The 25,308-nt window shown below is 63.5% G+C and carries 18 protein-coding genes; 14 read left to right on the top strand and 4 right to left on the bottom strand.

Annotated features, from left to right (window positions below; all coding sequences use genetic code 11):
• Positions 1-73: 73 nt before the first annotated feature.
• From ABH924_RS03450 to ABH924_RS03420, 7 genes are all read left to right on the top strand, one after another.
• Complete coding sequence (locus tag ABH924_RS03450) at positions 74-1,540, top strand: aspartate kinase (protein ID WP_404496890.1); 1,467 nt, start codon at positions 74-76, stop codon at positions 1,538-1,540.
• Between the two features lie 112 nt (positions 1,541-1,652).
• Entirely contained in the window at positions 1,653-3,053 is a 1,401-nt protein-coding gene (locus ABH924_RS03445; RefSeq protein ID WP_404496888.1) for an aspartate aminotransferase family protein, read from the top strand.
• Between the two features lie 41 nt (positions 3,054-3,094).
• Positions 3,095-7,264: a Pls/PosA family non-ribosomal peptide synthetase gene (locus tag ABH924_RS03440; RefSeq protein ID WP_404496886.1), complete on the top strand. Its 4,170-nt coding sequence runs from the start codon at positions 3,095-3,097 to the stop codon at positions 7,262-7,264.
• Between the two features lie 52 nt (positions 7,265-7,316).
• The gene (locus tag ABH924_RS03435; RefSeq protein ID WP_404496884.1) at positions 7,317-7,814 is read left to right on the top strand and encodes an HAD domain-containing protein; all 498 of its coding nucleotides are present in this window, start codon (positions 7,317-7,319) and stop codon (positions 7,812-7,814) included.
• A 167-nt stretch (positions 7,815-7,981) separates the two neighbouring features.
• Positions 7,982-9,196, top strand: a complete 1,215-nt coding sequence (locus tag ABH924_RS03430) for an anion permease (RefSeq protein ID WP_404496882.1) — start codon at positions 7,982-7,984, stop codon at positions 9,194-9,196.
• Positions 9,193-9,414, top strand: coding sequence for a hypothetical protein (locus tag ABH924_RS03425; RefSeq protein WP_404496881.1), 222 nt, complete (start codon positions 9,193-9,195; stop codon positions 9,412-9,414). Before ABH924_RS03430 ends, ABH924_RS03425 begins: the two co-directional genes overlap by 4 nt.
• Positions 9,415-9,450: 36 nt before the next feature.
• Positions 9,451-10,047, top strand: a complete 597-nt coding sequence (locus ABH924_RS03420; protein ID WP_404496879.1) for a dihydrofolate reductase family protein — start codon at positions 9,451-9,453, stop codon at positions 10,045-10,047.
• Here ABH924_RS03420 and ABH924_RS03415 read toward each other — a convergent pair.
• Positions 10,000-10,467, bottom strand: coding sequence for a hotdog fold thioesterase (locus ABH924_RS03415; RefSeq protein WP_404496877.1), 468 nt, complete (start codon positions 10,465-10,467; stop codon positions 10,000-10,002). The two genes, ABH924_RS03420 and ABH924_RS03415, sit on opposite strands and share 48 nt — an antisense overlap.
• A gap of 205 nt (positions 10,468-10,672) precedes the next feature.
• On the opposite strand from ABH924_RS03415, the gene polA reads away from it, so the two are divergent.
• The 4 genes from polA to rpsA all read left to right on the top strand — a co-directional run bounded on the left by polA (position 10,673) and on the right by rpsA (position 17,336).
• Positions 10,673-13,315 (top strand): DNA polymerase I, encoded by a 2,643-nt coding sequence (polA, locus tag ABH924_RS03410; protein ID WP_404496971.1) that lies wholly within the window; start codon positions 10,673-10,675, stop codon positions 13,313-13,315.
• 88 nt (positions 13,316-13,403) lie between these two features.
• Positions 13,404-14,720 (top strand): GNAT family N-acetyltransferase, encoded by a 1,317-nt coding sequence (locus ABH924_RS03405; RefSeq protein ID WP_404496875.1) that lies wholly within the window; start codon positions 13,404-13,406, stop codon positions 14,718-14,720.
• A gap of 41 nt (positions 14,721-14,761) precedes the next feature.
• Positions 14,762-15,694: a polysaccharide deacetylase family protein gene (locus ABH924_RS03400; protein WP_404496873.1), complete on the top strand. Its 933-nt coding sequence runs from the start codon at positions 14,762-14,764 to the stop codon at positions 15,692-15,694.
• Positions 15,695-15,860: 166 nt separating this feature from the next.
• Positions 15,861-17,336, top strand: a complete 1,476-nt coding sequence (rpsA, locus tag ABH924_RS03395; protein ID WP_234749534.1) for a 30S ribosomal protein S1 — start codon at positions 15,861-15,863, stop codon at positions 17,334-17,336.
• A 791-nt stretch (positions 17,337-18,127) separates the two neighbouring features.
• Here rpsA and ABH924_RS03390 read toward each other — a convergent pair.
• Positions 18,128-18,817: an IMPACT family protein gene (locus tag ABH924_RS03390; RefSeq protein ID WP_404496871.1), complete on the bottom strand. Its 690-nt coding sequence runs from the start codon at positions 18,815-18,817 to the stop codon at positions 18,128-18,130.
• Positions 18,818-18,839: 22 nt separating this feature from the next.
• On the opposite strand from ABH924_RS03390, the gene coaE reads away from it, so the two are divergent.
• From coaE to ABH924_RS03375, 3 genes are all read left to right on the top strand, one after another.
• Entirely contained in the window at positions 18,840-20,060 is a 1,221-nt protein-coding gene (coaE, locus tag ABH924_RS03385) for a dephospho-CoA kinase (protein ID WP_404496869.1), read from the top strand.
• A 45-nt stretch (positions 20,061-20,105) separates the two neighbouring features.
• Positions 20,106-22,193: an excinuclease ABC subunit UvrB gene (gene uvrB, locus ABH924_RS03380; RefSeq protein WP_234749527.1), complete on the top strand. Its 2,088-nt coding sequence runs from the start codon at positions 20,106-20,108 to the stop codon at positions 22,191-22,193.
• A gap of 180 nt (positions 22,194-22,373) precedes the next feature.
• Positions 22,374-23,408, top strand: coding sequence for a TerC family protein (locus tag ABH924_RS03375; RefSeq protein WP_234749524.1), 1,035 nt, complete (start codon positions 22,374-22,376; stop codon positions 23,406-23,408).
• Positions 23,409-23,454: 46 nt separating this feature from the next.
• Here ABH924_RS03375 and ABH924_RS03370 read toward each other — a convergent pair whose 3' ends face one another.
• Both ABH924_RS03370 and ABH924_RS03365 read right to left on the bottom strand, forming a co-directional pair.
• Positions 23,455-24,807, bottom strand: a complete 1,353-nt coding sequence (locus tag ABH924_RS03370; protein WP_404496969.1) for an alpha/beta fold hydrolase — start codon at positions 24,805-24,807, stop codon at positions 23,455-23,457.
• The gene (locus ABH924_RS03365; RefSeq protein ID WP_404496867.1) at positions 24,794-25,294 is read right to left on the bottom strand and encodes a GNAT family N-acetyltransferase; all 501 of its coding nucleotides are present in this window, start codon (positions 25,292-25,294) and stop codon (positions 24,794-24,796) included. Before ABH924_RS03365 ends, ABH924_RS03370 begins: the two co-directional genes overlap by 14 nt.
• Between the last annotated feature and the right edge of the window lie 14 nt (positions 25,295-25,308).

The following is a 25,308-nucleotide window of genomic DNA, read 5'->3' as shown; positions in this document are numbered from 1 at the left end:
GCCTAGGTGAACCGCTGGCGAGGTCCATACGTTGTAAGATCGGCAAGGGGGTATGCGGGCTCCAGGAGGCTCCATGTACCAGCAGACAGTCAGCATCCGGGATGTACCAGCAGACAGTCAGCATCCGGAGGTGGACGGACCAGAACGCTTCCCCGGTCTCGAACAGATGGCGCTACGTACGCGTACAAAACTTCGGGCCCGGGACCTCATAGTGCAGAAATACGGGGGCTCCTCCGTGGCTGATGCAGCGGCCATCAAACGAGTGGCCCGGCGGATCGCTGAGACCCGGGAGGCCGGACATCCGCTGGTGGTCGTGGTCTCGGCCATGGGCGACACCACTGACGAACTGCTTGACCTGGCCGTGTCCCTCAGCCCCAGTCCTCCCGCCGGCGAACTTGACACGTTGCTGACAACGGGTGAACGGATCTCCGTGACGGCCTTGGCGATTGCGTTGGCCGACCTGGGTGTTCCTTCCCGCACCTTCAGCGGAAAAAAGGCCGGACTGATAACCGATGGCATCCACGGCAAGGCGCACATTGTCAACGTTGACCCGCACCATATCCGCGCTTGCCTGAAGCGCGAAGAAATTGCCATCGTCGCCGGGTTCCAGGGAAAGGGCCTCAAGAAGAAAGAGGTCACCACCCTTGGCCGGGGCGGTTCGGACATCACGGCCGTCGCCTTGGCCGCCGCGCTGGGCGCCGGAATGTGCGAAATCTATACCGACGTCGATGGTGTGTATACCGCTGACCCGCGGGTCGTTCCCCGCGCGCGGAAAATCGACGTCATTTCAAACGAGGAAATGCTGGAGATGGCTGCGTCCGGTTCCAAAGTCGTGCATGCCAGATCCCTTGAGTATGCCGGCCGTTTTGGCGTCCCCATCCACGTGCGCTCCTCCTTCAACCGGGGTATTGGAACCTTGATCCTCCCAGGCCGGGACCAGGAGGCGGAATGGGACCACAAGCCGGTCTGGGAACGAGCTCCGGCCGTTGAGCAGCCCGTGGTCTCCGCAGTTCTCAGCGACAAGTCCGTGGCGAAGCTGACGTTAATAGGCGTCGCGGACGGCGTGGGAAAGTCCGCAGAAATCTTCGGGCTTCTTGCCGATGAGCGCGCCCAGGTTGAGATGGCCGTTCAAAACACCTCGTCCGCGCGCGCCGGCGGGAGCGACATTTCGCTGGCGGTTCCCGACCGGGACGGATTCCGTGTCCGCGCCGCCCTGTCCGCTGCCCAGGTGGCCATCGGCTTCGTGGACCTCCAGTACGACGGCCAGATCGGCAGGCTGTCGCTGATCGGTCTGGGCATGCGCACTGACGCGCAGGTCTTTTCGCGGCTCTTCAAGGCCCTTTCGGATGCCGGAGCCGAGATCGAGTTGATCTCGGCGTCGGACGTGCGCATCGACGTTGCCGTTCGCGCGGCCGTGCTCGAGGACGCACAGCGCGCCGTGCGCTTGGCCTTCGGACTGGACCACCCAGGACAGGACCAGGCAGGACTGAACCATGCAGGACTGAACCAGGCAGGAGAGGAGGCCACCAAAGCGCCGTAGCGGGGCCGCAGCACCTGCACCCCATCCTCCCCGCGTCGCCAAGGCACGGCCGCGGGAAGCGCTCAATCATTGATCCGCCTCCGCGGATCCCCGGGATAAGGACCCGATCGCCATGAACACTCTCCCGCAGCAGGCTACCTTGACCTCGGCACATGTAACCGGGCCCCTCCCGGGACCCAGGTCCGCCGAGTTGCTGGCGCACCAGGAACTCAACGAATCCAATGCCCGCACCTATCCGCGGCATCTCCCCATCGCGATTGCCGAGGGCTCCGGAGCCTTTGTGCGGGACGTCGATAACAATGTCTTCATTGATTTCCTGGCCGGAGCCGGGGTTCTGTCCCTCGGGCACAGCCACCCGGAACTGGTGGAGGTCGTCGCCGCTCAACTGCGGAGCTTGAGCCATGGACTTGATTTCCCGACGCCGGCGAAGGACGCCTTCACGACGGCACAGCTGTCCATGCTTCCCTGGGGACTCGCCGATCGGATGAAGATCCATTTCTGCGGACCGACCGGTGCAAATGCCGTGGATGCTGCCGTCAAACTATGCAAGACGGCCACCGGGCGCGGGGACATCGTGTGCTTCCAAGGAGCATTCCACGGCAGCAGCGCCATGGGGATGGCGTTGACCGGACTGGTTGAACAGAAGCAGCCGGTGGCGAACGGAATGCCCGGAGTGCACTTCTTCCCATACTCCTACTGTGCTCAGTGTCCCCTAGGCCTGCACCCGGAGACCTGTTTGACCAACTGTGTCCGGTTCCTGGAACATTCCCTCAAGGACCCGCTCGGGGGCGTTCCGCTTCCCGCGGCCGTCATCATCGAAATGGTCCAAGGCGAGGGAGGAGTTGTACCGGCCACCGTAGAGTTCGCGCGAACCGTGCGCAGGGTGACCCGTGAGCTGGGCATCCCGTTGATTATCGATGAGATCCAGACCGGGTGCGGGCGCACCGGAACCTGGTTCGCGTTCGAGCAATTCGGGATCGAGCCCGATGTCATCGTCGCATCCAAGGCCCTTAGCGGAATAGGCCTCCCTGTTGCCCTGATCATCTACAAGAAGGACCTTGACCGCTGGCTCCCCGGCGCCCACACCGGGACATTCCGCGGAAACCAGCTAGCCTTCGCCGCGGGGGCCGCAGCAGTGGAGATCATCCGGCGCGACGACGTTCTCGGCAACGTCCGTAGCCGCGGTGCGCAGATTGCCCGGCTTCTCGCACCCCTGGTCGGCAACCCGTGGGTGCGCGAGGTGCGGGGCCGGGGCCTGATGTGGGGGATCGAATTCGCCGATCCGGAAACAGGCCGCCCTGCCGGAGACCTGGCCCGCGCAGTGCAGCGAAATGCCCTGGAGCTGGGCCTGATACTCGAATGCGGCGGCCGGGACGACTGCGTGGTCAGGCTCCTGCCCCCGCTGAACATCACGGAAGAACTCGCCAATACCGCCTGCGGGCTCCTTCTGGCTGCCATTGCGGAACAAAGTTCCGTCGCAGGACACAGGACCACAACAGGGGCGGTCCGATAGGGCCCGCCGGCCGGGCACAAAGCCAGGACAAGGAGGCGAACATGGGAAGGCATGTGGACCCAGGCCGGACCCCGGGCGGATCGGCCACAAGCCCCCGATCCATGATCCAGCTCAGGGACGGTGCCCCGGTCCTGGTCGGCACCGCACTGGGCAACACGGGACCGGGCAACCCGGGACTGGGCAACCCGGCACTGGGCAATACCATCCGGTGGAGCCCCGGCGAGCGGCTTGAGGAGCTCTTCGAGAACCGGTGCGACCGGCAACGGGCCGAAGGCCACAGCCGTCATCCTGCCGTGGAAACGGCGGATGGTTCGCTCAGCTACGGAGAACTGGACGCCCGGGCCAACAGGCTCGCCCGCTACCTTCTTGCCCGCGGGGTAAGCCCCGGCGACAGAATCGCACTGCTCTTCGAGGACCCGGTGCGGTCCTACGTCAGCATGCTTGCGGTCCTCAAGGCCCACGCCGTCTACGTGCCCCTCGACCCGGCGTTCCCTCCCGAGAGAATTTCCTATATAGCCGCGGACGCCGACGTCACCATGCTCCTGACTGTCTCCCGCCTCGCGGACAGCCTCCTGCCCGGGACCGCGGACCTGGCGATTCGCGTGGACAAGGAGGACCACCGCATTGCCGCGTTTGAACCCTCCCGCTTGGCTTGGGCGGGGCAGACGTCCCCGGCCAACGGACTGGCCTACATCATCTACACTTCAGGATCCACCGGACGGCCCAAGGGAGTGGCCATCGCCCATGCCAGCATTTGCCACTTCGTGCGCATTGCCGCCGAAACTTATGGCTACGATTCCCGGGACCGGGTCTACCAAGGCATGACCACGGCTTTCGATTTCTCCGTGGAGGAGATCTGGGTGCCTTGGATGGTCGGGGCCACCTTGGTGCCCCGGCCGCCCGGGAACAACCTCCTCGGGCCGGATCTTGCCGAGTTCATCGAGGCCCGGAACATCACCGCCCTTTGCTGTGTGCCGACCCTGCTCGCCACGCTCGACGACGACGTGCCCGGGCTGCGGTTCCTGCTCGTCTCAGGTGAAGCCTGCCCTGAGGACCTTGTGAAGCGTTGGCACCGGCCCGGCCGGCGTTTCCTGAATGTCTACGGGCCCACCGAAGCGACGGTGACTGCCACCTGGGGAACGGCGGAGCCCGGCAAGCCCGTGACCCTGGGCAAACCGTTGCCCGGCTATTCGGCGGTCATCCTGGATCCCGTCCAGGACCGTGCACTGCCTCGCGGCGAGCTGGGCGAAATCGGACTGGCGGGCGTCGGGCTCGCCCGGGGCTACATCAACCGGCCCGAACTCACAGAAAAGGCGTTCATTCCCGATTTCCTGGGCCTGGAGGACAACCCGTCCCATCGCATTTACCGCACCGGTGACCTCGGCCGGTTCAACGACCACGACGAAATCGAGTACCACGGCCGCACCGACACGCAGGTGAAGGTCCGGGGCTATCGGATTGAGCTCAGCGAAATCGAAAGCGTCCTCCTGCAGATGCCCGGGATAGCGATGGCTGTTGTGAAGACGTGGGAGCCCGGGCCGGGAATCACGGAACTCGCCGCCTACTACACGCTGCACCAGGATGCACCCAGGGTGCAAGGAAGCGACATCCGCGCCTGGCTGCGCGAGCGGCTCCCCGCCTACATGGTGCCGGGCTATTTCCAGCCCCTCCGGACCACGCCGATGATGGTCAGCGGGAAAGTGGACCGCCGCAGGCTTCCACATCCCACTGGCCCCCGCGCGGTCAGTACAGACTTCGCCGACACCAGGCCGGTGACGCCCACGGAACGGATCCTCGCCCCGGCTTTGGCTGCCGCCCTCCAGCTCACCTCAGTCTCCACCACCGCCAATTTCTTCAACGACCTCGGGGCAAACTCCCTGCTGCTGGCTCATTTCTGCGCCAACGTCCGCAAGGAAGCCGACCCACCCTCAGTCTCGATGCGCGAAATCTATGCACATCCGACCATCGCCGCCTTGGCGGCCGCCCTGGACGCAGCGAACGACGAGGCGCCAGCGGGGGCCGACGCCAGGGGCGCGGAAACTGCGGTGGCGGAACCCTTCCTGCGCGTCGGGACCGGCCAGTACCTGCTGTGCGGGGCCTTGCAGGCAATGGCCGCCCTGGCCTACGCGTACGTGGCGTTGCTCATCCCCGTGGCCGGCGAGCAATGGATCGGCGGGTCCCGGCAGCCCGGCGACCTCGTGATGCGCTCCGTCGTCGTCGGCGCCATGTCGTTCCTGGCCTTGGCAGTCCTACCCGTTGTGCTCAAATGGGCGCTCATCGGCCGATGGAAGACCGGGGACTTCCCTCTCTGGTCCTTAAAGTACGTCCGCTTCTGGTTCGTCAAGACCTTGGTCAATACAAGCCCCGTCCGAATGTTCGTCGGGACGCCGGTCTTTCCCCTCTACCTCAAAGCGCTGGGGGCCAGGATCGGCCCCCGGGTAACCATCCTCTCCTCAAGGATTCCCGCCTGCCCCGACCTGCTGACTGTAGGGGCGGACACGGTGATCCGAAAGGACTCCGCCTTCTACTGCTACCGTGCCCACGGCGGCCGGATCCAAACAGGGCCAGTCACCCTCGGCCGCAACGTCCTGATTGGTGAGCAGGCCACACTGGACATAGACACCGCGATGGGCGACGACGCCCAACTGGGGCATAGCTCCTCCTTGCACCGCTTCCAGAGCGTTCCCCCGGGCTCCGCCTGGAATGGCTCACCGGCCCAACCGGCCGGCACCAACTACCGGCTGGACGGACACGCCATCAGCGGCACGCGCAGCCGGGTCAGCTTTGGTTTCTGGACGGTCGTGAACCATGTGGTGCTCGTGTCGTCCCTCGGAATCGGAGCCATTGACATCCTGCTCGCCTCCCTTCCCACCGGCGACACAAACCCTGCCCGGCCCGGATTCTGGGGCGCACTTCTGCTGGTCTCGTTCGTCGTTCTCTTCGGCAGCATCCTGGCCGCCTTCGCCCTCGTCGCCACCCTTCCCAGGCTGCTGGCATTGTTCCTGGTCCCTGGGCAGGACTATCCGCTCTATGGCCCCCGGTTCGGACTCCTGCGGACCATTCAGCGGCTGACAAACCTCAAGTCACTCCTCCAACTCACGGGGGACAGTTCCCTGATCGTGCACTACTTGAATGTCCTGGGCTACCACCAGCCGGACATGGTGCAGACCGGATCCAATTTCGGCGTCGGGCTGAAGCACGACAGCCCCACGCTGGCGACGGTCGGCAGCGGCACCATGGTCTCCGACGGTCTATCCATCATCAACGCCGACTATTCAAACACCGCGTTCCGCCTCTCGCCTGCCGTCATTGGGGCCAGGAGCTTCTTCGGCAACAACATCGCCTATCCCGCCGGAGCCAGGGTGGGCGACAACTGCCTCCTGGGCACCAAGACCATGGTGCCTTTGGAAGGTCCGCTCCGTGAGGGGGTGGGCCTCCTGGGCTCTCCACCCTTTGAAATCCCGCGCACAGTGGACCGCGACAGTGCCTTCGACCGGTTCAGGACGGCGGAGGAATTGCGGCGGCGGATCCCGGCAAAGAACCGGCACAATGCTGTGACGCTGCTCCTCTACCTGCTGGGCCGCTGGGTTGAGCTCTACGTGATTCTCCTGGCCGCCTGGGCATCGCAGGCCTTCCTCCCTGCGGCAGGAGGCCTCGGAGCCCTGGCCGGGTTGGGAACAATGGTCATCACCACCAACGCCCTGGCAGTCCTCGTGGAGCGGGCATCCCTCCGCTTCGGAAGACTTTCACCGCTCTTCTGCTCCATCTACGAAGTGCCCTTCTGGCGGCATGAGCGCTTCTGGAAGCTCAGCGCCGGGGGCATCGTGCAAATGTTCAACGGCACACCGTTCAAACCCGTGATCTGGCGCATGTTGGGGATCCGGATGGGCAAGAAGGTCTTCGACGACGGTTGCGGGATCCCCGAAAGGACCCTCGTCACCGTCGGGGACTATTGCACCCTTAATGTCCACTCCGGCGTGCAGTGCCATTCCATGGAGGACGGCGCGTTCAAACTCGACGCCATCACGCTTGGTCCCGGCTGCACCCTTGGAGTAGGCGCATTCGTCCACTATGGAACCACCCTGCACGAAGGTTCCCAGCTCGAAGCCGACTCGTTCCTGATGAAAGGCGAAGACGTCCCCGCCCATAGCATCTTCGGTGGCAATCCCGCACGCGAACTCACCCGGCAAGCCGTCTCCGGACTGCCCTGACACCAGCGCTTGCCTTACGCTGGCCTTGTTGGCACGTCGGGGAGGGGGCTGCATGACCACCGTGTCGCTGTATCTGGACGTCGACGGCGTGGTGAACCCCTTCGGTCCCATGGGCTTCACCGATTGGGGTACCGAATGGAAAATCGCCGACGCCGGGATCCTGGACGTCGTTTACGCCTCCGAGCTGGTTGACGAGCTCAATGAGTTGGCCGCGCATCCCGCGGCGAGGTTTGTTTGGCTGACGACATGGCAGCGGCTCGCGCCTGAGTTCCTGTGTCCGGCAATCGGCCTGAACGGTGAGCATTGGCCCGTCTTGACCAGCGACGGTTGGGATCAGACCGCCGATTGGTGGAAGCTGGACGTTTTGCAAAAGGACGTCCACGAGTACGGGGCCGGACGCATCGTGTGGATGGACGATCAGCTGAACTATGAAGCCGCGGCCCGGTCCTGGGCCGAGTTCCTCGGCAGCCGTGTGCTTTGGATCTCACCGGACCCGCGGCGGGGCCTTTCACGGAGCGATATCGCGGCCGTTCGGCAATTCCTTGGATGATTCGATGTTTGGCCATGCCGGCAATGGCACGTAGGATTCTTAAGGTTTCACGCCCGCCTTAGTTAATTCCGCCAGTACAGTCAGATGAACGCTTGCTGAACTGTTTGTTTCGGGCAGGCCCGGGGAAGTGAAACTGCGCATCGTCGACTCTGCAGATTGGGCACCAGGTGGGAATCACCTTCATGGTCGCGCTTGTCATAGCGCTGGCCTTATTTTTTGACTTCACCAACGGGTTCCACGACACTGCCAACGCCATGGCGACTCCGATCGCCACGGGTGCCATCAAGCCCAAGACGGCTGTTGCCTTGGCCGCGGTGCTCAACCTCGTGGGCGCGTTCCTGTCGACCGAAGTGGCAAAGACCATTTCGGGAGGCCTTATCCGCGAGGGCACGGACGGTGTCCACATCACGCCGGAGATCATCTTCGCCGGGCTGATGGGGGCCGTCCTGTGGAACATGTTCACCTGGCTCAAGGGGCTGCCGTCCAGTTCTTCGCACGCGCTTTTTGGCGGCCTCATCGGTGCGGCGATCGTCGGCATCGGATTCCACTCCGTCAACTTCGACACCGTGCTCCAGAAGGTCATTCTTCCGGCCATCTTCTCGCCTCTGCTTGCCGGTGCCGTGGCCTATCTATGCACCAAGCTGGCCTACGCCCTGACGTCCCGGCATGACCCCGAAACCGGCGACAAGCTGACCCAGAAGCGCGGCGGATTCCGTACCGGCCAGATCTTCACCTCCAGCCTTGTCGCGTTGGCACACGGTACCAACGACGCGCAAAAGACCATGGGCATCATCACCCTCGTCCTGATCGCCGCCGGAACCCAGCCTGCCGGCAGCGGCCCGCAGCTCTGGGTCATCGGGGCCTGCGCACTCGCCATCGCGATCGGAACCTATGCCGGCGGCTGGCGCATTATCCGGACCATGGGCTCCGGGCTGACCGACGTCAAGCCGGCCCAAGGCTTCGCTGCGGAAGCCAGCACCGCTTCGGCCATCCTCGCTTCGTCCCATCTCGGCTTCGCGCTGTCCACCACGCAGGTGGCCTCCGGTTCGGTCATCGGCTCGGGACTCGGACGCAAAGGCACCACAGTGCGCTGGGGAACGGTGGGGCGCATCGCCACCGGCTGGCTCTTCACTCTCCCTGCGGCTGCCATCGTGGGCGCCCTGACCGCGTTCCTCATCGGCACCGGCACTGTCGGCGTCGTTATCGCCGCAGTTGTGGGCACCGCCGTCGTCGTCTACATGTTCATCTACTCGAGGAAGTCGCACGTGGGCCACCACAACGCCGTCGAAGTCGAGGAAGCCGGCACCGCGGTCCGCTTCCGCAAGAAGAACGCTAAAAAACAAAGTCTGAGCAAAAGCATGAGTAAGGACACCCTGGCATGAAGTGGTTGGATCTGGTGCAGGTAGCCGGCGCGACCCTTGTGGCGGCGTTGCTCCTCGTAGTGCTCTATTCGCTCGGTGTCCGTCTCACTGCCATCGCGGGCGACGCCCGGCAGAAGTCACCGGTCATGGTCCGGTCCCTTGCCTACCTGTGTTTCGCGGCCTGCGGAATCGCCGTGCTTTTCGGGATCTATCTGATCGTTCCTTACTTCTCGAAGTAGCTGTGAACGCCGCTGCCTCATGGGTAGGGTGGGGCCATGGCGGATTTCCAGTACTACGTGGCATGCTCGCTTGACGGGTTCATCGCCACGAAAGAAGACGATCTCGGCTGGCTGCTCCAGTTCGAAGAGGCTGAGGGCGTCACCGAAAGCTACGAAGACTTCATGGCGGGCATCGGCTGCATTGTCATGGGCGGCCAGACCTACCGCTGGCTCATGGAACACGAACCGGGCAAATGGCCCTATCCGGGTGTTCCTTGCTGGATCTTCACCCACCGCGAATACGCCGCGCCGCCCGGTGCGGACGTCACGTTCGTGCGTGGAGAGGTTGAGGAGTTCGCGCCGGACCTGATTGCCGACGCCGGCGACAAGAACGTATGGCTGGTTGGCGGTGGAAACCTTGTGGCCCAGTTCGCCAGGGCCGGCCTGCTCGACGAGATGATTGTCACCCTTATCCCCGTCGCCTTGGGTTCCGGTAAGCGATTGCTGCCTGTCGAGAGCCCGACGGCGCCGCTCGAGTTGAGCTCGTCCCGCACCCTTGGTGGCGCTGCAGTCGAGCTGCGCTACAGGTTCCCCGCGCGTGCCGGGTCAGCGGGCCCGGTTCTCCCGGATCATGTTGGTAATCCGGGCAGTTGACAGCCGTCGGCCATGTTCGTCGGTCATGACAATTTCGTGCGTGGCGAGCGTGCCGCCCAAGTGGATGGCTGTGCATGTGCCGGTGACCAGGCCGCTCGCTATGGAGCGATGGTGGGTTGCGCCCACCTCGATTCCCACCACGTGGCGTCCGGATCCGGCATGCAGGGCCGCCGCGAAGGAGCCCAAGGTTTCGGCGAGGACCACATGGGCTCCGCCGTGGAGGATGCCGGCAACCTGGGTATTGCCCTCCACCGGCATGGTGGCGACGGTACGTTCGGCGCCCAGTTCAAGGAACTTGATGCCCATCTTCGCCACGAGCGAGCCCACTCCATAGCGGGAAAGCCAACCGTGCAACTCCAGCGGGACGCCAGCCGCATTGAGTTCGTCGGTGAACGGGCCCGGCGTGAAATTGTCCATCATGGCAACTAGGCTGGCACCTGTGAGCGAAACAACCAAACCGGACTCAGTTCCAACGGCAACGTCAACGCCAGTGTCAACTGGAACAACAACATCAACTGGAACAGCAACATCAACTGCCACCGCAACGGCACCAGACCCTTCAACAACCATGGCGGGCACCGCGGCAGGTGGCCGGCCGAGGCTGTTGGTCCTCGATGGTCACTCGATGGCGTTCCGGGCGTTCTATGCTCTTCCGGCAGAGAACTTCGCCACATCCTCGGGCCAGCACACCAACGCCGTGCATGGCTTCACCTCGATGTTGATCAACCTCATCAAGGACCAGAAGCCCACCCACGTCGCGGTGGCCTTCGATGTCTCGGACGACACGACGTTCCGCAAGGCGGAGTACAGCGAATACAAGGCCGGCCGCAACGAGACGCCGCAGGAATTCCGCGGGCAGATCGATCTCATCGACCATGTCATGGAGGCATGGGGCATCAAGACCATCAAGATGCCCGGCTACGAGGCTGACGACATCCTCGCCACACTCGCAGCGCGGGGCGAGGCCGCAGGCTACGAAGTCCTCCTGGTTTCAGGGGACCGTGACGCTTTCCAGCTCATCACGGACAACGTGTTCGTCCTGTACCCGAAACAGGGCGTTTCCAATATTCCTCGCATGGACGCGGCAGCCATCGAAGAAAAGTACTTCGTGCCCCCGTCCCGCTACTCCGATCTTGCCGCGCTGGTAGGGGAGACCGCCGACAACCTTGCGGGCGTCCCCGGCGTCGGCCCCAAGACCGCAGCCAAATGGATCAACCTTTACGGCGGCCTGGAAGGGATCCTGGAAAACCTGGATTCCATCGGAGGCAAAGTCGGTGGCGCCCTCCGGGAAAACATCGATGCCGTCAAGCGCAATCGCCGCCTCAACCAGCTCCTCAGGGACCTCGAGCTCCCTGTGACGCTCGCGGAACTTGAGGAGCCGCGTCCAAATCGCCAGGAGATCGAGACACTCTTCGACACCCTCGAGTTCAGGACCCTCCGCCCCCGGCTGTTCGCTCTCTATGGCGATGACACCGCCGGCGCGCCTCCCGAAACCATCGACGCGCCCGACTACAAGATCCTGGAGGACGCCGCCGCCCTGGAGCAGTTCTTCGCCGCCGGTGCGGGGAGCCGTGCCGCCGTCGCCGTGCAGTTGGTGCCGGGACGAATTGGCGACGACGCCGATGCACTCGCCATCGTGCGCGCCAACGGTGCTGCTTACATCGAGCTATCGTCCTTGGACGCTGCGGCCGATGCCGTCTTGGCAAAGTGGCTGCGGGACCCCGAAGAGGCCAAGGTCATGCACGAGTTCAAGGACGCTTTGAAGGCCTTGCACCACCGTGGACTTGCCTTGGAAGGGGTGGTGGACGACACTGCCATTTCTGGCTACCTGATCCAGCCGGACCGCCGCAGCTACGAGCTCGCCGAGCTCGCCCAGCACCATTTGAGGATCACTGTCACGACCGCGGCGACGCAAACCGGCCAGCTGGAACTCGAACTTGGCGATGGGCCGGACGGTGCCGCGGCCAGCGCGCTCGTCCAGCAGACCGCCGTCGTGCACGCACTGAGCAAGCACTTCGAAAGCGAGCTCGCCGAGCGCAAGGCCGAGGCGCTCCTGACCACGTTGGAGCTGCCGGTCGCGCGGGTCCTGGCCCAGATGGAACTCTCGGGCATTGCCATCTCCACGGAGCGCCTGAACGAACAGCTCGCGGACCTCGCGAAGGTGATCGACAACGCCCAGGAGCAGGCATTTGCCGCCATTGGCCACGAGGTCAATCTCGGCTCGCCCAAGCAGCTCCAGACGGTCCTCTTCGAAGAGCTTGGCCTGCCCAAAACCAAGAAGATCAAGTCCGGCTACACAACGGACGCCGCCTCGCTGAAGGCCCTCCTGGAGAAGACCGGCCACGAGTTCCTGGTGCAGCTCATGGCCCACCGCGAATCCTCCAAGCTGGCCCAAATGCTGGAGACCCTCAAGAAATCAGTGGCTGAGGACGGCCGCATCCACACGACGTACGCGCAGAACGTCGCGGCCACGGGGCGTATTTCCTCGAACAATCCCAATCTGCAGAACATCCCGGTGCGCAGCGAGGAAGGCCGGCGCGTCCGTGGAATTTTCGTCGTCAGTGACGGCTACGAATGCCTGTTGTCGGCTGACTACTCGCAGATCGAAATGCGTATCATGGCGCATTTGTCCGGCGATGAAGGACTCATCCAGGCGTACAAGGAGGGTGAGGACCTGCACCGCTATGTCGGCTCGCACATCTTCAACGTGGCACCGGACGAGGTCACCAGTGCCATGCGCTCCAAGGTCAAGGCCATGTCCTATGGATTGGCCTACGGTCTGACTTCGTTCGGCCTGTCCAAGCAACTGGAAATCTCGGTCGACGAAGCCAGGACCCTCATGAAGGACTACTTCGACCGGTTCGGCGCAGTGCGCGACTATCTGCGTGGCGTGGTGGAGCAGGCCCGGATCGACGGCTACACGTCCACGATCGAAGGCCGCCGCCGCTATCTTCCGGACCTGACCAGCACGGACCGCCAGCACCGGGAGATCGCCGAGCGCATCGCACTGAACTCGCCGATCCAGGGTTCGGCGGCGGACCTCATGAAGCGGGCGATGCTCGGCGTTTCGGCCGAGTTGACCAGCCAGGGGCTGAAGTCCCGGATGCTGCTGCAGGTCCATGACGAACTTGTGCTCGAGGTTGCCCCCGGTGAACGCGAAGCCGTCGAAAAGCTCGTGACCGAACAAATGGGCACGGCAGCCGAGCTCACGGTGCCGCTGGACGTGCAGCTCGGAGTCGGCTCCAGCTGGTACGACGCCGGACACTGACAGGCGCACAGGCCTGCGTTGCGGGCCGGGCCGGGGCACGCCGCTGATAAGGTGGCGTGCCCCCATGCTGTCTGGCTAGGCTCGGGACGTGGCTGATCCCAAGAGAATAAACGAAAAATACAACGTCAAGCGCTTTCGTTCCGTCGAGAAGGAGAACCCGGACTACGGACAAGCACGTGATTGGCTCCAGGCCGTTGGCTTCGGATTCCACGACGAGCAACGAAGCGATGAGCTCATCGACAAGATTCTCGCGATGTACCAAGCGGACAACCGTGAGCTGACGGGCGTTTACGTCAACGAGCAACCTCCGTTGCATGCGCTCAACCCGGGATTTCCGGTTGCGACCTTTGGAACGCTGGAAAACAAGCTGAATGTGGGCTTCGGCCAGGAACTGCGTACGCGCCAGATCACCGCTGTCACGGTCCGCGGAACGCATCGGCGCCATGGCATCCTGCGGGGGATGATGACCGCCGATCTCGCCGATGCCAAGGACGATGGCTTCGCCATGGCCGCCCTGACCGCGTCCGAGGCATCCATCTACGGCCGCTTTGGATTTGGCGTCGCAACCTTCGAGCGGAGCATCAAGGTGGACACCGGTCCGAAATTCCGCATCCGTCATGAGCCCGTTGGCCGGGTGGAGATCGCAGATCCAAGAGTCCTTCTCGAACTCGCGCCCGAGGTATTCGAACGGGTTCACCACCGTACGCCGGGGTCCATCGTGAGGCAGGACTCCTACCGCCATCACGTATCCGGGGCGATGAAGCGCGACGGCAGTGAAGACAAGGCCATCAAATGCGCGCTCCACTACGGACCGGACGGCGCCATTGACGGCTACGTGTCCTACAAGTTCGGCGGCTGGGACACGAAGCCATACACGGTGGAAATCGTGGACCTCGTCGCCGCGACGGACTCCGCGTACCTGGAACTGTGGCAATTCCTGGGCAGCATCGATCTCGTCGATCGGGTCTCCTGGCCTGAGGCTCCCGTTGAAGACCCCCTTGCGTGGGCGCTCGAGGACGGACGTTGCGTCACGTCTTCCGACTATCGGGACATGTTGTGGTTGCGCGTCCTGGACGTCCCTGCAGCCTTGTCAGCCCGCCGTTACGGCGCCGACGGACGGTTGGTGCTCGAAGTCCGGGACGCGCTCGGTTTTGCCGACGGTACGTGGGAATTGACGTCCGACGGCGGCGTCGTCACCGTCAGTGATGCCGGTGGCGGGAGCCAGGACTTGAGTCCGGACCTGAGCATGGATGTCACCGATTTGGGGTCTGTCTATTTGGGTGCCGTCAATCCTGTAACCTTGGCTTCGGCAGGCCGGATCCGCGAGCACACGCCCGGAGCAGCATTGGCTGCCCAGCACATGTTCGCCGTCGAACGTCCAGCCCATTGCCTGACGCACTTCTAGGCACATCTCCACACTCAGGATCTACAACAGAAGAGGATTCCATGGGGGAATTCCAGCCGGGGGGCCACTCGTCCGGCCCATCAGGGCTGCCGGGCCGGAGGTCGTTGCTGGCGGCTGCCGCCGGACTCGCGATGACCGGACTGGCCGCCTGCGCCCAGCAACCGGCAGCTGCACCCGAGCCTCGCCCCGCAACGGTTTCAACGCCGGTCGTGGAAGAGGCGGGCCAGTATCCGGTCGTGCCCGAAACGCGGCCGGCACCGCCGTTGAAGTCCCAGGTTGTGGCCGAATTTTCTGGGCGCAAGCCCGTCGAATGGGGGCTTGCTGTCGCCGGGGTGGTTTCGAAAACCGCGTCCACGCATGCGGTCTTGACGTTTGACGCTTGCGGTGGCCCCCAGGGTTCGGATTGCGATCAACGCTTGCTCAAGACCCTGCGCAAGCTCAACGTTCCCGCCACCTTGTTCGTCAACGGCCGTTGGATCAAGGCCAACCCCGGGCTGGCCGCCGATCTCGCGGCCGATCCTTTGTTCGAGCTCGGCAACCACGGCTTCCGGCACCAGCCCCTATCGGTCAACGGTCGCTCAGCGTACGGCATCCCGGGCACCGCCAATGCGGGCGAAGTGTATGACGAGATCATGGGCAACCAGGAGGTCATGGAGCGGCTCTGCGGCAAAGCCCCCCGCTTCTTCAGGGCGGGAACCGCCTACTACGACGACGTCGCGGCGGCGATCACCAATGCCCTCGGACTGGTTCCGGTGAGCTTCACGGTGAACGGCGACGGCGGTGCGACCTTCCCGGCCCCGACGGTCGCGGGCGAAGTGGGCAAAATCGCTGCAGGACAGGGCGCCGGCCAGATTGTGATCTCGCATTTCAACCAGCCCGCCGGCGGCACTGCGGAGGGATATGCGCGAGCCCTTCCAGGCTTGCTGGACCGTGGCGTGACGTTCGCGCGGCTCGGTGACACGCTGCCGCTTTGACCCTCCTTGAGGCGAACGACTAGAATGAACGGGCGCATACTACGTGCGCGCAAATTTACAATCCACAATTCAGGATGACCCGGCGTTTGCCGTGTCCTGCGGACCGGCGACGGAAAGCGGGCGGTTTGCCTGACCGATACTCTATCCACAACGGAGCCCCTACTACATGACCATCACCTCCACCGAGAAGCCCGGTACCCCCGTAGTCGCGATCAACGACATCGGTACCGCTGAGGACTTCCTCGCAGCTGTCGACGCCACCATCAAGTACTTCAACGACGGAGACCTCGTCGAAGGTATCGTCGTCAAGGTTGACCGCGACGAAGTCCTGCTCGACATCGGTTACAAGACCGAAGGTGTCATCCCTTCCCGCGAGCTTTCCATCAAGCACGACGTTGACCCCGGGGACGTCGTCTCCGTTGGCGATCAGGTCGAAGCCCTGGTGCTCACCAAGGAAGACAAAGAAGGCCGACTGATCCTCTCCAAGAAGCGTGCTCAGTACGAGCGTGCCTGGGGCGACATCGAGAAGGTCAAGGAAGAAGACGGTGTTGTCACCGGTACCGTGATCGAGGTTGTCAAGGGTGGTCTTATCCTCGACATCGGCCTGCGCGGCTTCCTGCCCGCATCCCTCGTCGAGATGCGCCGCGTCCGCGACCTCGCTCCGTACATCGGTCAGCAGATCGAAGCCAAGATCATCGAGCTGGACAAGAACCGCAACAACGTTGTTCTTTCCCGCCGTGCATGGCTCGAGCAGACCCAGTCCGAGGTTCGCTCCACGTTCCTCAACAAGCTGGAAAAGGGCCAGGTTCGTCCCGGCGTCGTTTCCTCCATCGTCAACTTCGGTGCATTCGTGGACCTTGGCGGCGTAGACGGTCTGGTTCACGTTTCCGAGCTGTCCTGGAAGCACATCGACCACCCGTCCGAGGTTGTCGAGGTTGGCCAGGAAGTCACCGTCGAGGTTCTCGAAGTGGATCTGGACCGCGAGCGCGTGTCCCTGTCCCTCAAGGCCACGCAGGAAGACCCGTGGCAGACCTTCGCCCGCACCCACGCCCTCGGCCAGGTTGTTCCGGGTAAGGTCACCAAGCTGGTTCCGTTCGGTGCGTTCGTTCGCGTCGAAGACGGCATCGAAGGCCTCGTTCACATCTCCGAACTGGCTGTCCGCCACGTTGAGCTTGCTGAGCAGGTCGTCTCCGTTGGCGACGAGCTCTTCGTCAAGGTCATCGACATCGACCTCGAGCGCCGCCGCATCTCCCTCTCCCTCAAGCAGGCTAACGAGGGCGTTGACGCCGACAGCACCGAGTTCGACCCGGCTCTGTACGGTATGGCCGCTGAGTACGACGAAGAGGGCAACTACAAGTACCCCGAGGGCTTCGACCCCGAGTCGAACGAATGGCTCGAGGGCTACGAGACGCAGCGCGCCGCTTGGGAGCAGCAGTACGCTGACGCCCAGGCACGTTGGGAAGCTCACAAGAAGCAGGTTTCCCAGCACGCTGCTGACGACGCCGCTGCTGCCGCTTCCGGCGAGAGCGACTCCGGTACCACCAGCTACTCTTCCGAGCCGGCTGTCGCCGAGTCCAACGCGGGCACCCTGGCATCCGACGAGGCCCTCGCAGCTCTGCGCGAGAAGCTGACCGGCAACTAATTGCCACTGGCCCGGATTTCCGGGCCGGGATAAAAGCGGCTCCTGCGATTCATTCACGAATCGCAGGAGCCGCTTTGTTTAACCCTGTTTCGCTGCTGCCTGGGCTCCTCCTGGCCGGGTCTCCACGGGACATGCCCCTCCTTGGCAGCAACGACTGGGCATATACCTACTATGTCCAGCGGTGGTGATCAGGGGAGAGTATGTCCCTAGCGCGGAAGCTCAGCCAGGTTCCTAATTGATAACGATCTATCATATATTTCCCACACAATAATGGGCATGTGGTTGACTCTTTGGGCGGATTAGTCTCATGCGGATCGGTGTGATCAGACTCATGAACCCCTTGGTTCCTACTTTTTCTGAGGGAGTACTTTCTTTTGCTCCGCTGGCTTTCCTCTTGCTGGCAGCTCTGGCCATCATCACTTTCTATGCAATCAAGTTGTTCCGAAAGGCAAGATCCAGGGCGCTCCCGCATGGCTCGCACGGGAAGACTGCATCGCAGAACGACCACAATCTGAAATAGACCGTTTGCTTGTTCAAGAACTCAATGCTGCATGGATCCCGCCCTGCATGGTGCGGTCCAAGTGTCACCCACCGGACATGCCCCTCCTTGGCAGCAAGGACTGGACATATACCCACTATGTCCGGCGGTGGTGATCAGGGGAGAGCATGTCCCTTCCCGGCGGCACGGCCCCCACGGGACATGCCCCGCGCTGGCAGCAAGGACTGGACATATGCCCACTATGTCCAGCGGTGGCGATCAGGGGAGAGCATGTCCCTGCGGGTGCGGAAGCTCAGGCCTGGACGTCGACCCATTCCGTCCCCCGCAATTGGAGTCCCGAGGCGCCTCCGGTCATCGACGCCAGCCGCTCACCGGCGTCTGCGATTGAGCTTGGGTTATCAGGCAGGGCTACGCGCAGGATCGTCTCCGAGGGCTCGTAGCTTGTTTCGGCCATGACGTAGCCCGCGGAGCGCAGATCGTTTTCAAGCCTTCCGGCCGCCTGGTGGGGCACGGGGATGTCGCAAATCCGCAGGCGGCGTCGCTGGACTAGGGGAGCGGAATCCAGTGCGGCCGAGATCGACTCGGAGTAGGCACGGACCAGTCCGCCGGCGCCGAGGAGGATTCCGCCGAAATAGCGCACGACGACGGCACTTACGTCGCTGAGGTCAGTCACCCCCGGCAGTGTCTCGCGTTTGATGAGTGCCTCAAGCATGGGGATGCCGGCGGTTCCGGAGGGCTCGCCGTCGTCGTTGGAACGCTGGATGGCGCGATCCGGACCGAGGACGAATGCCGAGCAGTGGTGCCGGGCGTCGTGGAACTCCTTGCGCAGTTCCGCCACCAGGGCGCGCGCGGCGTCTTCGTCGGAGGCGCGGCGCAGCACGGTGATGAAGCGCGAACGCCTGATTTCGAGTTCGTGGCGGAAATCGTCTCCGAGTGCCAACGTTGTGTACGCGGTCGCCCGGCTTTCGTCCTGTTCTGCCACCGACCCAGTCTAGTGTGGAGGGGTGCTGAAGATTGGACTTACCGGCGGGATCGCCTCCGGCAAATCGCTCGTGTCCGCCCGGCTGAGGGAGCTGGGTGCTGTCTTGATCGACGCCGATGCGCTGGCCCGCGAGGTCGTGGAGCCGGGCACGCCGGGCTTGGCGGGCGTCGTGGCCGAGTTCGGTGAAGACATCGTCGACGCCGAAGGGCGCCTTGACCGGGCACGCCTCGGCGCGATTGTGTTCGCTGCGCCGGATCGCCGGGAAGCGCTCAACGCGATCATCCATCCGCGCGTCAGGGAGAAGGCCGCCGCGATGCTCGCGACCGCCAAACCGGGAGACATCGTCGTCCAGGATATTCCGCTGCTGGTCGAAACCGGGCAGGGCAGCAGCTTCCACTTGGTGCTGGTCGTCGATGCGCCGGACGAAGAACGGATCCGGCGCATGACGGAGATCCGCGGCATGACGGTCGAGGACGCGGTGTCCCGCATGGCCGCGCAAGCCGGCAGGCACAAACGGTTGGCCGCGGCCGACATCGTGTTGGACAACTCCGGAAGCGTTGAGGACGTTACGGAGCTCGTGGAAACCCTATGGGAAGAACGATTGGTGCCGTTTGCCCGTAATCTTGCAGCCGGCCACCCGGCACCGCGAGCAGGCGGGCCCGTCTTGTCCCCGCCAAACCCCGACTGGCCAGTCCAGGCCGAACGTCTGCTTGCCAGGCTCAGGCGGGCATCTCCGGAGGTCTTGGGGGCAGACCACATCGGTTCGACGTCGGTACCACGCCTTCCCGCCAAGGACGTGATCGACCTACAAGTAAATGTGTCCTCGCTGGAAGCCGCGGACCGGATAGCCCGGGCCTTGGGCGAGGCCGGTTTCCCGTTGCAGGAGGCTTCAGCCCGTGACACACCCAAGCCGCCGGACCTGGATCCATCGGCATGGCAGAAACGCTTCCATTGCAACGCGGACCCTGGACGGGCCGCCAATGTCCATGTCCGGGTCCTTGGAAGTCCAGGCTGGCGTTATGCGTTGTTGTTCCGGGATTGGCTCCGCGCCAACCCCGATGCAGTGCGCATGTATGCGGACATGAAACAGGAGCTTGCCGCGCTCCACGCCGGCGACCACCGGACCTTGGCGTATTCGGAAGCCAAGGAACCCTGGTTCACCGAGGTCGCCTGGCCGCTCATGGATGCCTGGGCCCGGAGTAGCGGGTGGCAACCGCCGTCGTACTCCATGGCGCAAGGCTAGAAAACGCGGACAGTAGCTGTCCGCGGCCGGGGGTACATTGGATTCATGAGTCTTGCCCAGGAGATCAACCGTGTCGTCGCGCCCTTTGAGGTCATTAGCGAATTCAAGCCGGCAGGCGACCAGCCGGCCGCTATCGCGGAGCTGACCGAACGGATCAACAACGGCGAAAAAGACGTCGTGCTGCTCGGTGCCACCGGTACGGGCAAGAGTGCCACCACCGCCTGGTTGATCGAACAGGTCCAGAGGCCCACCTTGGTGATGGTCCAGAACAAAACCCTGGCCGCGCAGCTCGCCAACGAGTTCCGGGAACTGCTGCCCAACAACGCGGTCGAGTACTTCGTGTCGTACTACGACTACTACCAGCCCGAAGCGTACGTTCCCCAGACGGATACCTTCATCGAGAAGGACTCCTCGGTGAATGAGGAAGTCGAGCGGTTGCGGCACTCGGCCACCAACGCGCTGCTGACCCGCCGGGATGTCATCGTGGTGGCTACGGTGTCCTGCATTTACGGCCTCGGCACCCCGGAGGAATACATCGCCGGAATGGTCACGCTCACCAAGGGCGCCGAAATGAACCGGGACGATCTCCTGCGCAAGTTTGTCGGCATGCAGTACACCCGCAACGACATGGACTTCCACCGCGGCACCTTCCGCGTCCGCGGAGACACCGTGGAAATCATCCCCATGTACGAAGAGCTGGCCCTGCGCATCGAGTTCTTCGGCGACGAGATCGAGAACATCTACACGCTGCATCCGGTCACGGGCGACGTCATCCGTGAGGAAACCGAGATGTACATCTTCCCGGCCTCGCACTATGTCGCCGGTCCGGAACGCATGTCGCGCGCCATTACTGCCATCGAGGAAGAGCTCGCGGAGCGGCTCAAGGTCCTCGAAGGCCAGAACAAGCTCGTGGAGGCCCAGAGGCTGCGCATGCGCACCACCTACGACCTCGAGATGATGCAGCAAATGGGTTTCTGCAACGGCATCGAGAACTACTCACGCCACATCGATGGCCGCGGCTCCGGCACGGCACCGCACTGCCTCATCGACTACTTTCCGGACGACTTCCTGCTGGTCATCGACGAATCCCACGTTACGGTTCCACAGATCGGCGCGATGTACGAGGGCGATATGTCGCGCAAGCGCACCCTCGTGGACCACGGCTTCCGGCTTCCTTCGGCCATGGACAACAGGCCGCTCAAATGGGATGAATTCCTGGAACGGGTGGGCCAGACCGTCTATCTTTCCGCGACCCCCGGCAAGTACGAGCTGGGCAAGGCCGACGGGTCCGTCCAGCAGATCATCCGCCCCACCGGACTGATCGATCCTGAAGTCATCGTGAAGCCGACCAAGGGCCAGATCGACGACCTCCTTGGCGAAATCCGGACGCGCGTGGAGCGCGACGAACGCGTGCTGGTCACCACCTTGACCAAGCGCATGGCCGAGGATCTGACCGACTACTTGCTGGGCCACGGGGTCAAGGTCCAATACCTGCACTCCGACGTCGACACTCTCCGGCGCGTGGAACTGCTTCGCGAACTCCGCATGGGCAGCTTCGACGTCCTGGTGGGCATCAACCTGCTCCGCGAGGGCCTCGACCTGCCCGAAGTGTCACTTGTCAGCATCCTCGACGCCGACAAGGAAGGCTTCCTGCGTTCGGCCACCTCCCTCATCCAGACCATCGGGCGCGCCGCCCGAAACGTGTCGGGCCAGGTCCACATGTACGCCGACCGGATCACGGACTCCATGGCCAAGGCCATCGAGGAAACCAACCGCCGCCGGGAAATCCAGGTCAAGTACAACTCGGACAATGGTGTCGATCCCCAGCCGTTGCGCAAGAAGATCGCGGACATCACCGATCAGCTTGCCCGCGAAGACGCCGACACCCGTGAGTTGCTCGCCGCAGCCGGAAAGGGCGGCCGGACCGGCAAGGGCAAGGGCGCTTCGAAGGTCCGGCAAGATGGCCTGGCCGCGGCGCCGGCCGAAGACCTGGTGGGCCTGATCGAACAGCTGACCGAGCAGATGCACGCCGCAGCCGCCGAACTCCAGTTCGAGATCGCTGCGAGGATCCGTGACGAGGTAGGCGACCTCAAGCGCGAACTGCGCCAAATGCAGTCCGCCGGGCACGCCTAGGGTAAAGTTGGGCCTACGTAGGGGAGTATCCCAAGCGCTAGGTCCGTCAACACGCAAGGCACAGACGCCTCGCCGGGGCTAGCGGATCGCCGTTTGAGCGCTATTTGCCTTTGGGCATGGAGACGCAGGCAGGTCGGAGAGACTTACGCCGTTTTGGCGTACCTGCGAAAGGCATTTTGAATGCAACTCCCCGCCTGGTTCGAGATCGGCTCTTTCGTCGTTCTCGGAATCATCCTCCTTGTCGACCTTTTCCTGGTGGTCAAGCGTCCGCACGAACCCTCCATGAAGGAAGCAGGCCTCTGGGTCGCCTTCTACGTGACCCTGGCCTTGGTGTTCGCCGGAGCGATGTTCGCTTTTGCCGGCCCGGAGTATGGCAGCCAGTTCATCGCCGGATGGGTGACTGAATACAGCCTGAGTATAGACAACCTCTTTGTCTTCATCATCATCATGGCGCGGTTCTCGGTGCCCCGTAAGTACCAGCAGGAAGTACTCATGGTGGGCATCATCATTGCCCTGGTCCTCCGCGGCATCTTCATTGCCCTCGGCGCGGTGGTGATTGAGCAGTTCAGCTGGGTCTTTTACATCTTCGGCGCGTTCCTCCTATGGACCGCCTGGAAGCAGGCCACGGACAACGGCGAAGACGAAGAAGAGACTTCCGAGAATCCCCTCATTGCCCGCATCCGCAAAGTTGTCCCGATGTCGGAGAAGTTCGACGGCGGCAAGCTGCGGACCACGGTTGACGGCAAGAAGCTGTTCACGCCCATGCTGATCGTCTTCGTGACTATCGGCATGACGGACCTCTTGTTCGCCGTGGATTCCATTCCGGCTATCTTCGGACTGACGCAGAGCGCATTCATCGTCTTCACTGCCAACATCTTCGCCCTCATGGGCCTGCGCCAGCTGTACTTCCTGCTTGGCGGCCTTATGACCCGGCTGATCTACCTCAAGCACGCATTGTCGGTCATCCTCGCGTTCATCGGCGTCAAGCTGGTCCTGCACGCCATGCACGTCAACGAACTGCCCTTCATCAACGGCGGCCACCATATTGAATGGGCTCCCGAGATCCCGACCTATGTCTCCCTGGCGGTCATCATCGGCACCATCGTGGTGGCGGTTGTCGCGAGCCTCCTGACCCCGGCCGCCAGCAAGTCCAAACTGGACGCCCGGCTCGAGGAAGATTCCCGCAAGAGCATGAACAAGGTTAGCGGCCACTGACAGCTGCAGAGCGTTTCGGAGCCCCGGTCATTGCTATGGCCGGGGCTCAGTTCGTGCCGCGGGCCATTCCCAGGAGCCGGTTGAAGATTCCTTCCCCGTCTTCGCCGATGCCATCGTGATGAAAGTCCCCTGTGGTCCAGGCCTGCAGTCCGCGGACCGCCGCTGCGGTTTCCATGGATAGCTGGTAGTCCACGTAGATGTCGTCGCGGTACACAGCAGCCGCGACGGGGACAGTGTTCGCGTCCAGCCGGGACACATCGTAGAGCGGTTTCCAGTCTTGCTTGCCGGCCAACAGCGCAGCTACTTCCTGCAGGGGTACGAGCGCCGGATCCTGTTCGAAATACCAGGGGTAGACCATTTCGCCCGTCAAAAGCGGCTCTGCGGCGCCGGGCTGGAACTCGGGGAATTCCGCGCGCACCCGCCACGCCGCCCAGTCGGTGGCCTGCCCCTGGCCATAGATCGACTCGTGCAAGACCGCGTACAGGGGATTCGATGCCCGGGAAACGAGCCCGTGGACCTGTTCCAGAAACGAATCGGAGAGGCGCTCTCCATCCTGGGAGGGCACGAAGGCATCCTCCAGGAGGGTGTGGAGGGCATCCACACGGGCGTTACCGCCCAGGAACGATCCCACCATTTGGAAGCGTTCCGTGGTGAGCCGCTCCCCGCTGGGCAGCCGCTCCTCCGTGGATTCCAGATGCCGCGCGATCCGGGTGACCAGCTTGCGGTCCTCCGGATACCACGCGAAGTACTCCGCGTTCCGTTCCGCGACCCGCTGGAAAGTGGCCCGGTAGACGCGCTCGGCCGGACCTTCCAACGGCGCCAGCCCTCCCGTAATGAGGACTTCGCTCAAACCTTCCGGCGCGAAGGACAGGTATGTCAGCGCGCAGAAACCGCCGAAGCTCTGGCCAAGGACGGTCCACGGCTCCGAGCCCAAGGTCTTCCGGATGAGTTCGGCGTCGGCCACGATCGAGTCCGCCCGGAAATGCGTGAGGTAGTCCGCCTGCGCCGCGGCATCGCCCCGGAGCGGCAAGGTATTGCGGTCCGCCGGGGTGGACAGGCCCGTGCCCCGTTGATCCAGCATCAGGATGCGGAAACTCCTTGCGGCAGCCTTCATCCAGCCGGACAGTGACGTGGTCCGGGTTCCGCGTCCGCCGGGCCCGCCCTGGAGGTAGAGCAACCGCGGCAACCGGGCCGCGTCCTCCTCCGAGTGCTCGGTGGAGACGAACTCCCGGACGAAGACGGTGATCGTTTCCGCGGTGCCGGGAGCCTCCACACCCTCCGACGCCCAATGGTCGAGGGGGACCGAGAAGAAGTGCTCGGTAGTGCGGACACCCCGGAATTGGTGATGTCCCCGGATGGTGTGGGCCACGCCCTCAGCCACCCGCTCAGCCACGAGCAATGACCTTGTCAGCGCTGCCGAAGGCACCCAGGGCTTCGCCGGTCAGCCGGAACGTGGACCAGCCGTCCATGGGCACGGCACCGAGGCTGCGGTAGAAGTTGATGGACGGTTCGTTCCAGTCCAGGACGCTCCATTCCACCCGTGCGTAGCCGCTTTCGACGGCGGTGGCGGCCAGGTGTTGCAGGAGCGCCTTCCCGTGACCCTCGCCCCGGGCATCGGGCGTGACGTAGAGGTCCTCGAGATAGATCCCGTGGACGCCTTCCCACGTGGAGTAGTTCAGGAACCACAAGGCGAATCCCTGGACGTCCCCGGCCGCGTTTTCCGCCATGTGCGCGTACACCCGCGGATTCTCGCCGAACAGGGCATTGCTCAGCATTTCCGGCGTGTTCTTCACGGCGTCGGGCTCTTTTTCGTAGACCGCAAGCTCATGGATCATCTGCAGGATCGCGGGAACGTCGGACACTGTTGCAGGGCGGATAACACTCATGATTCGAGCTTACT

It is taken from the genome of Arthrobacter sp. GAS37 (assembly GCF_044908325.1).
Taxonomy (GTDB): domain Bacteria; phylum Actinomycetota; class Actinomycetes; order Actinomycetales; family Micrococcaceae; genus Arthrobacter; species Arthrobacter ramosus.
Note: the sequence above shows the minus strand (reverse complement) of the source record. Positions and strands in the feature narration are given on the sequence as shown.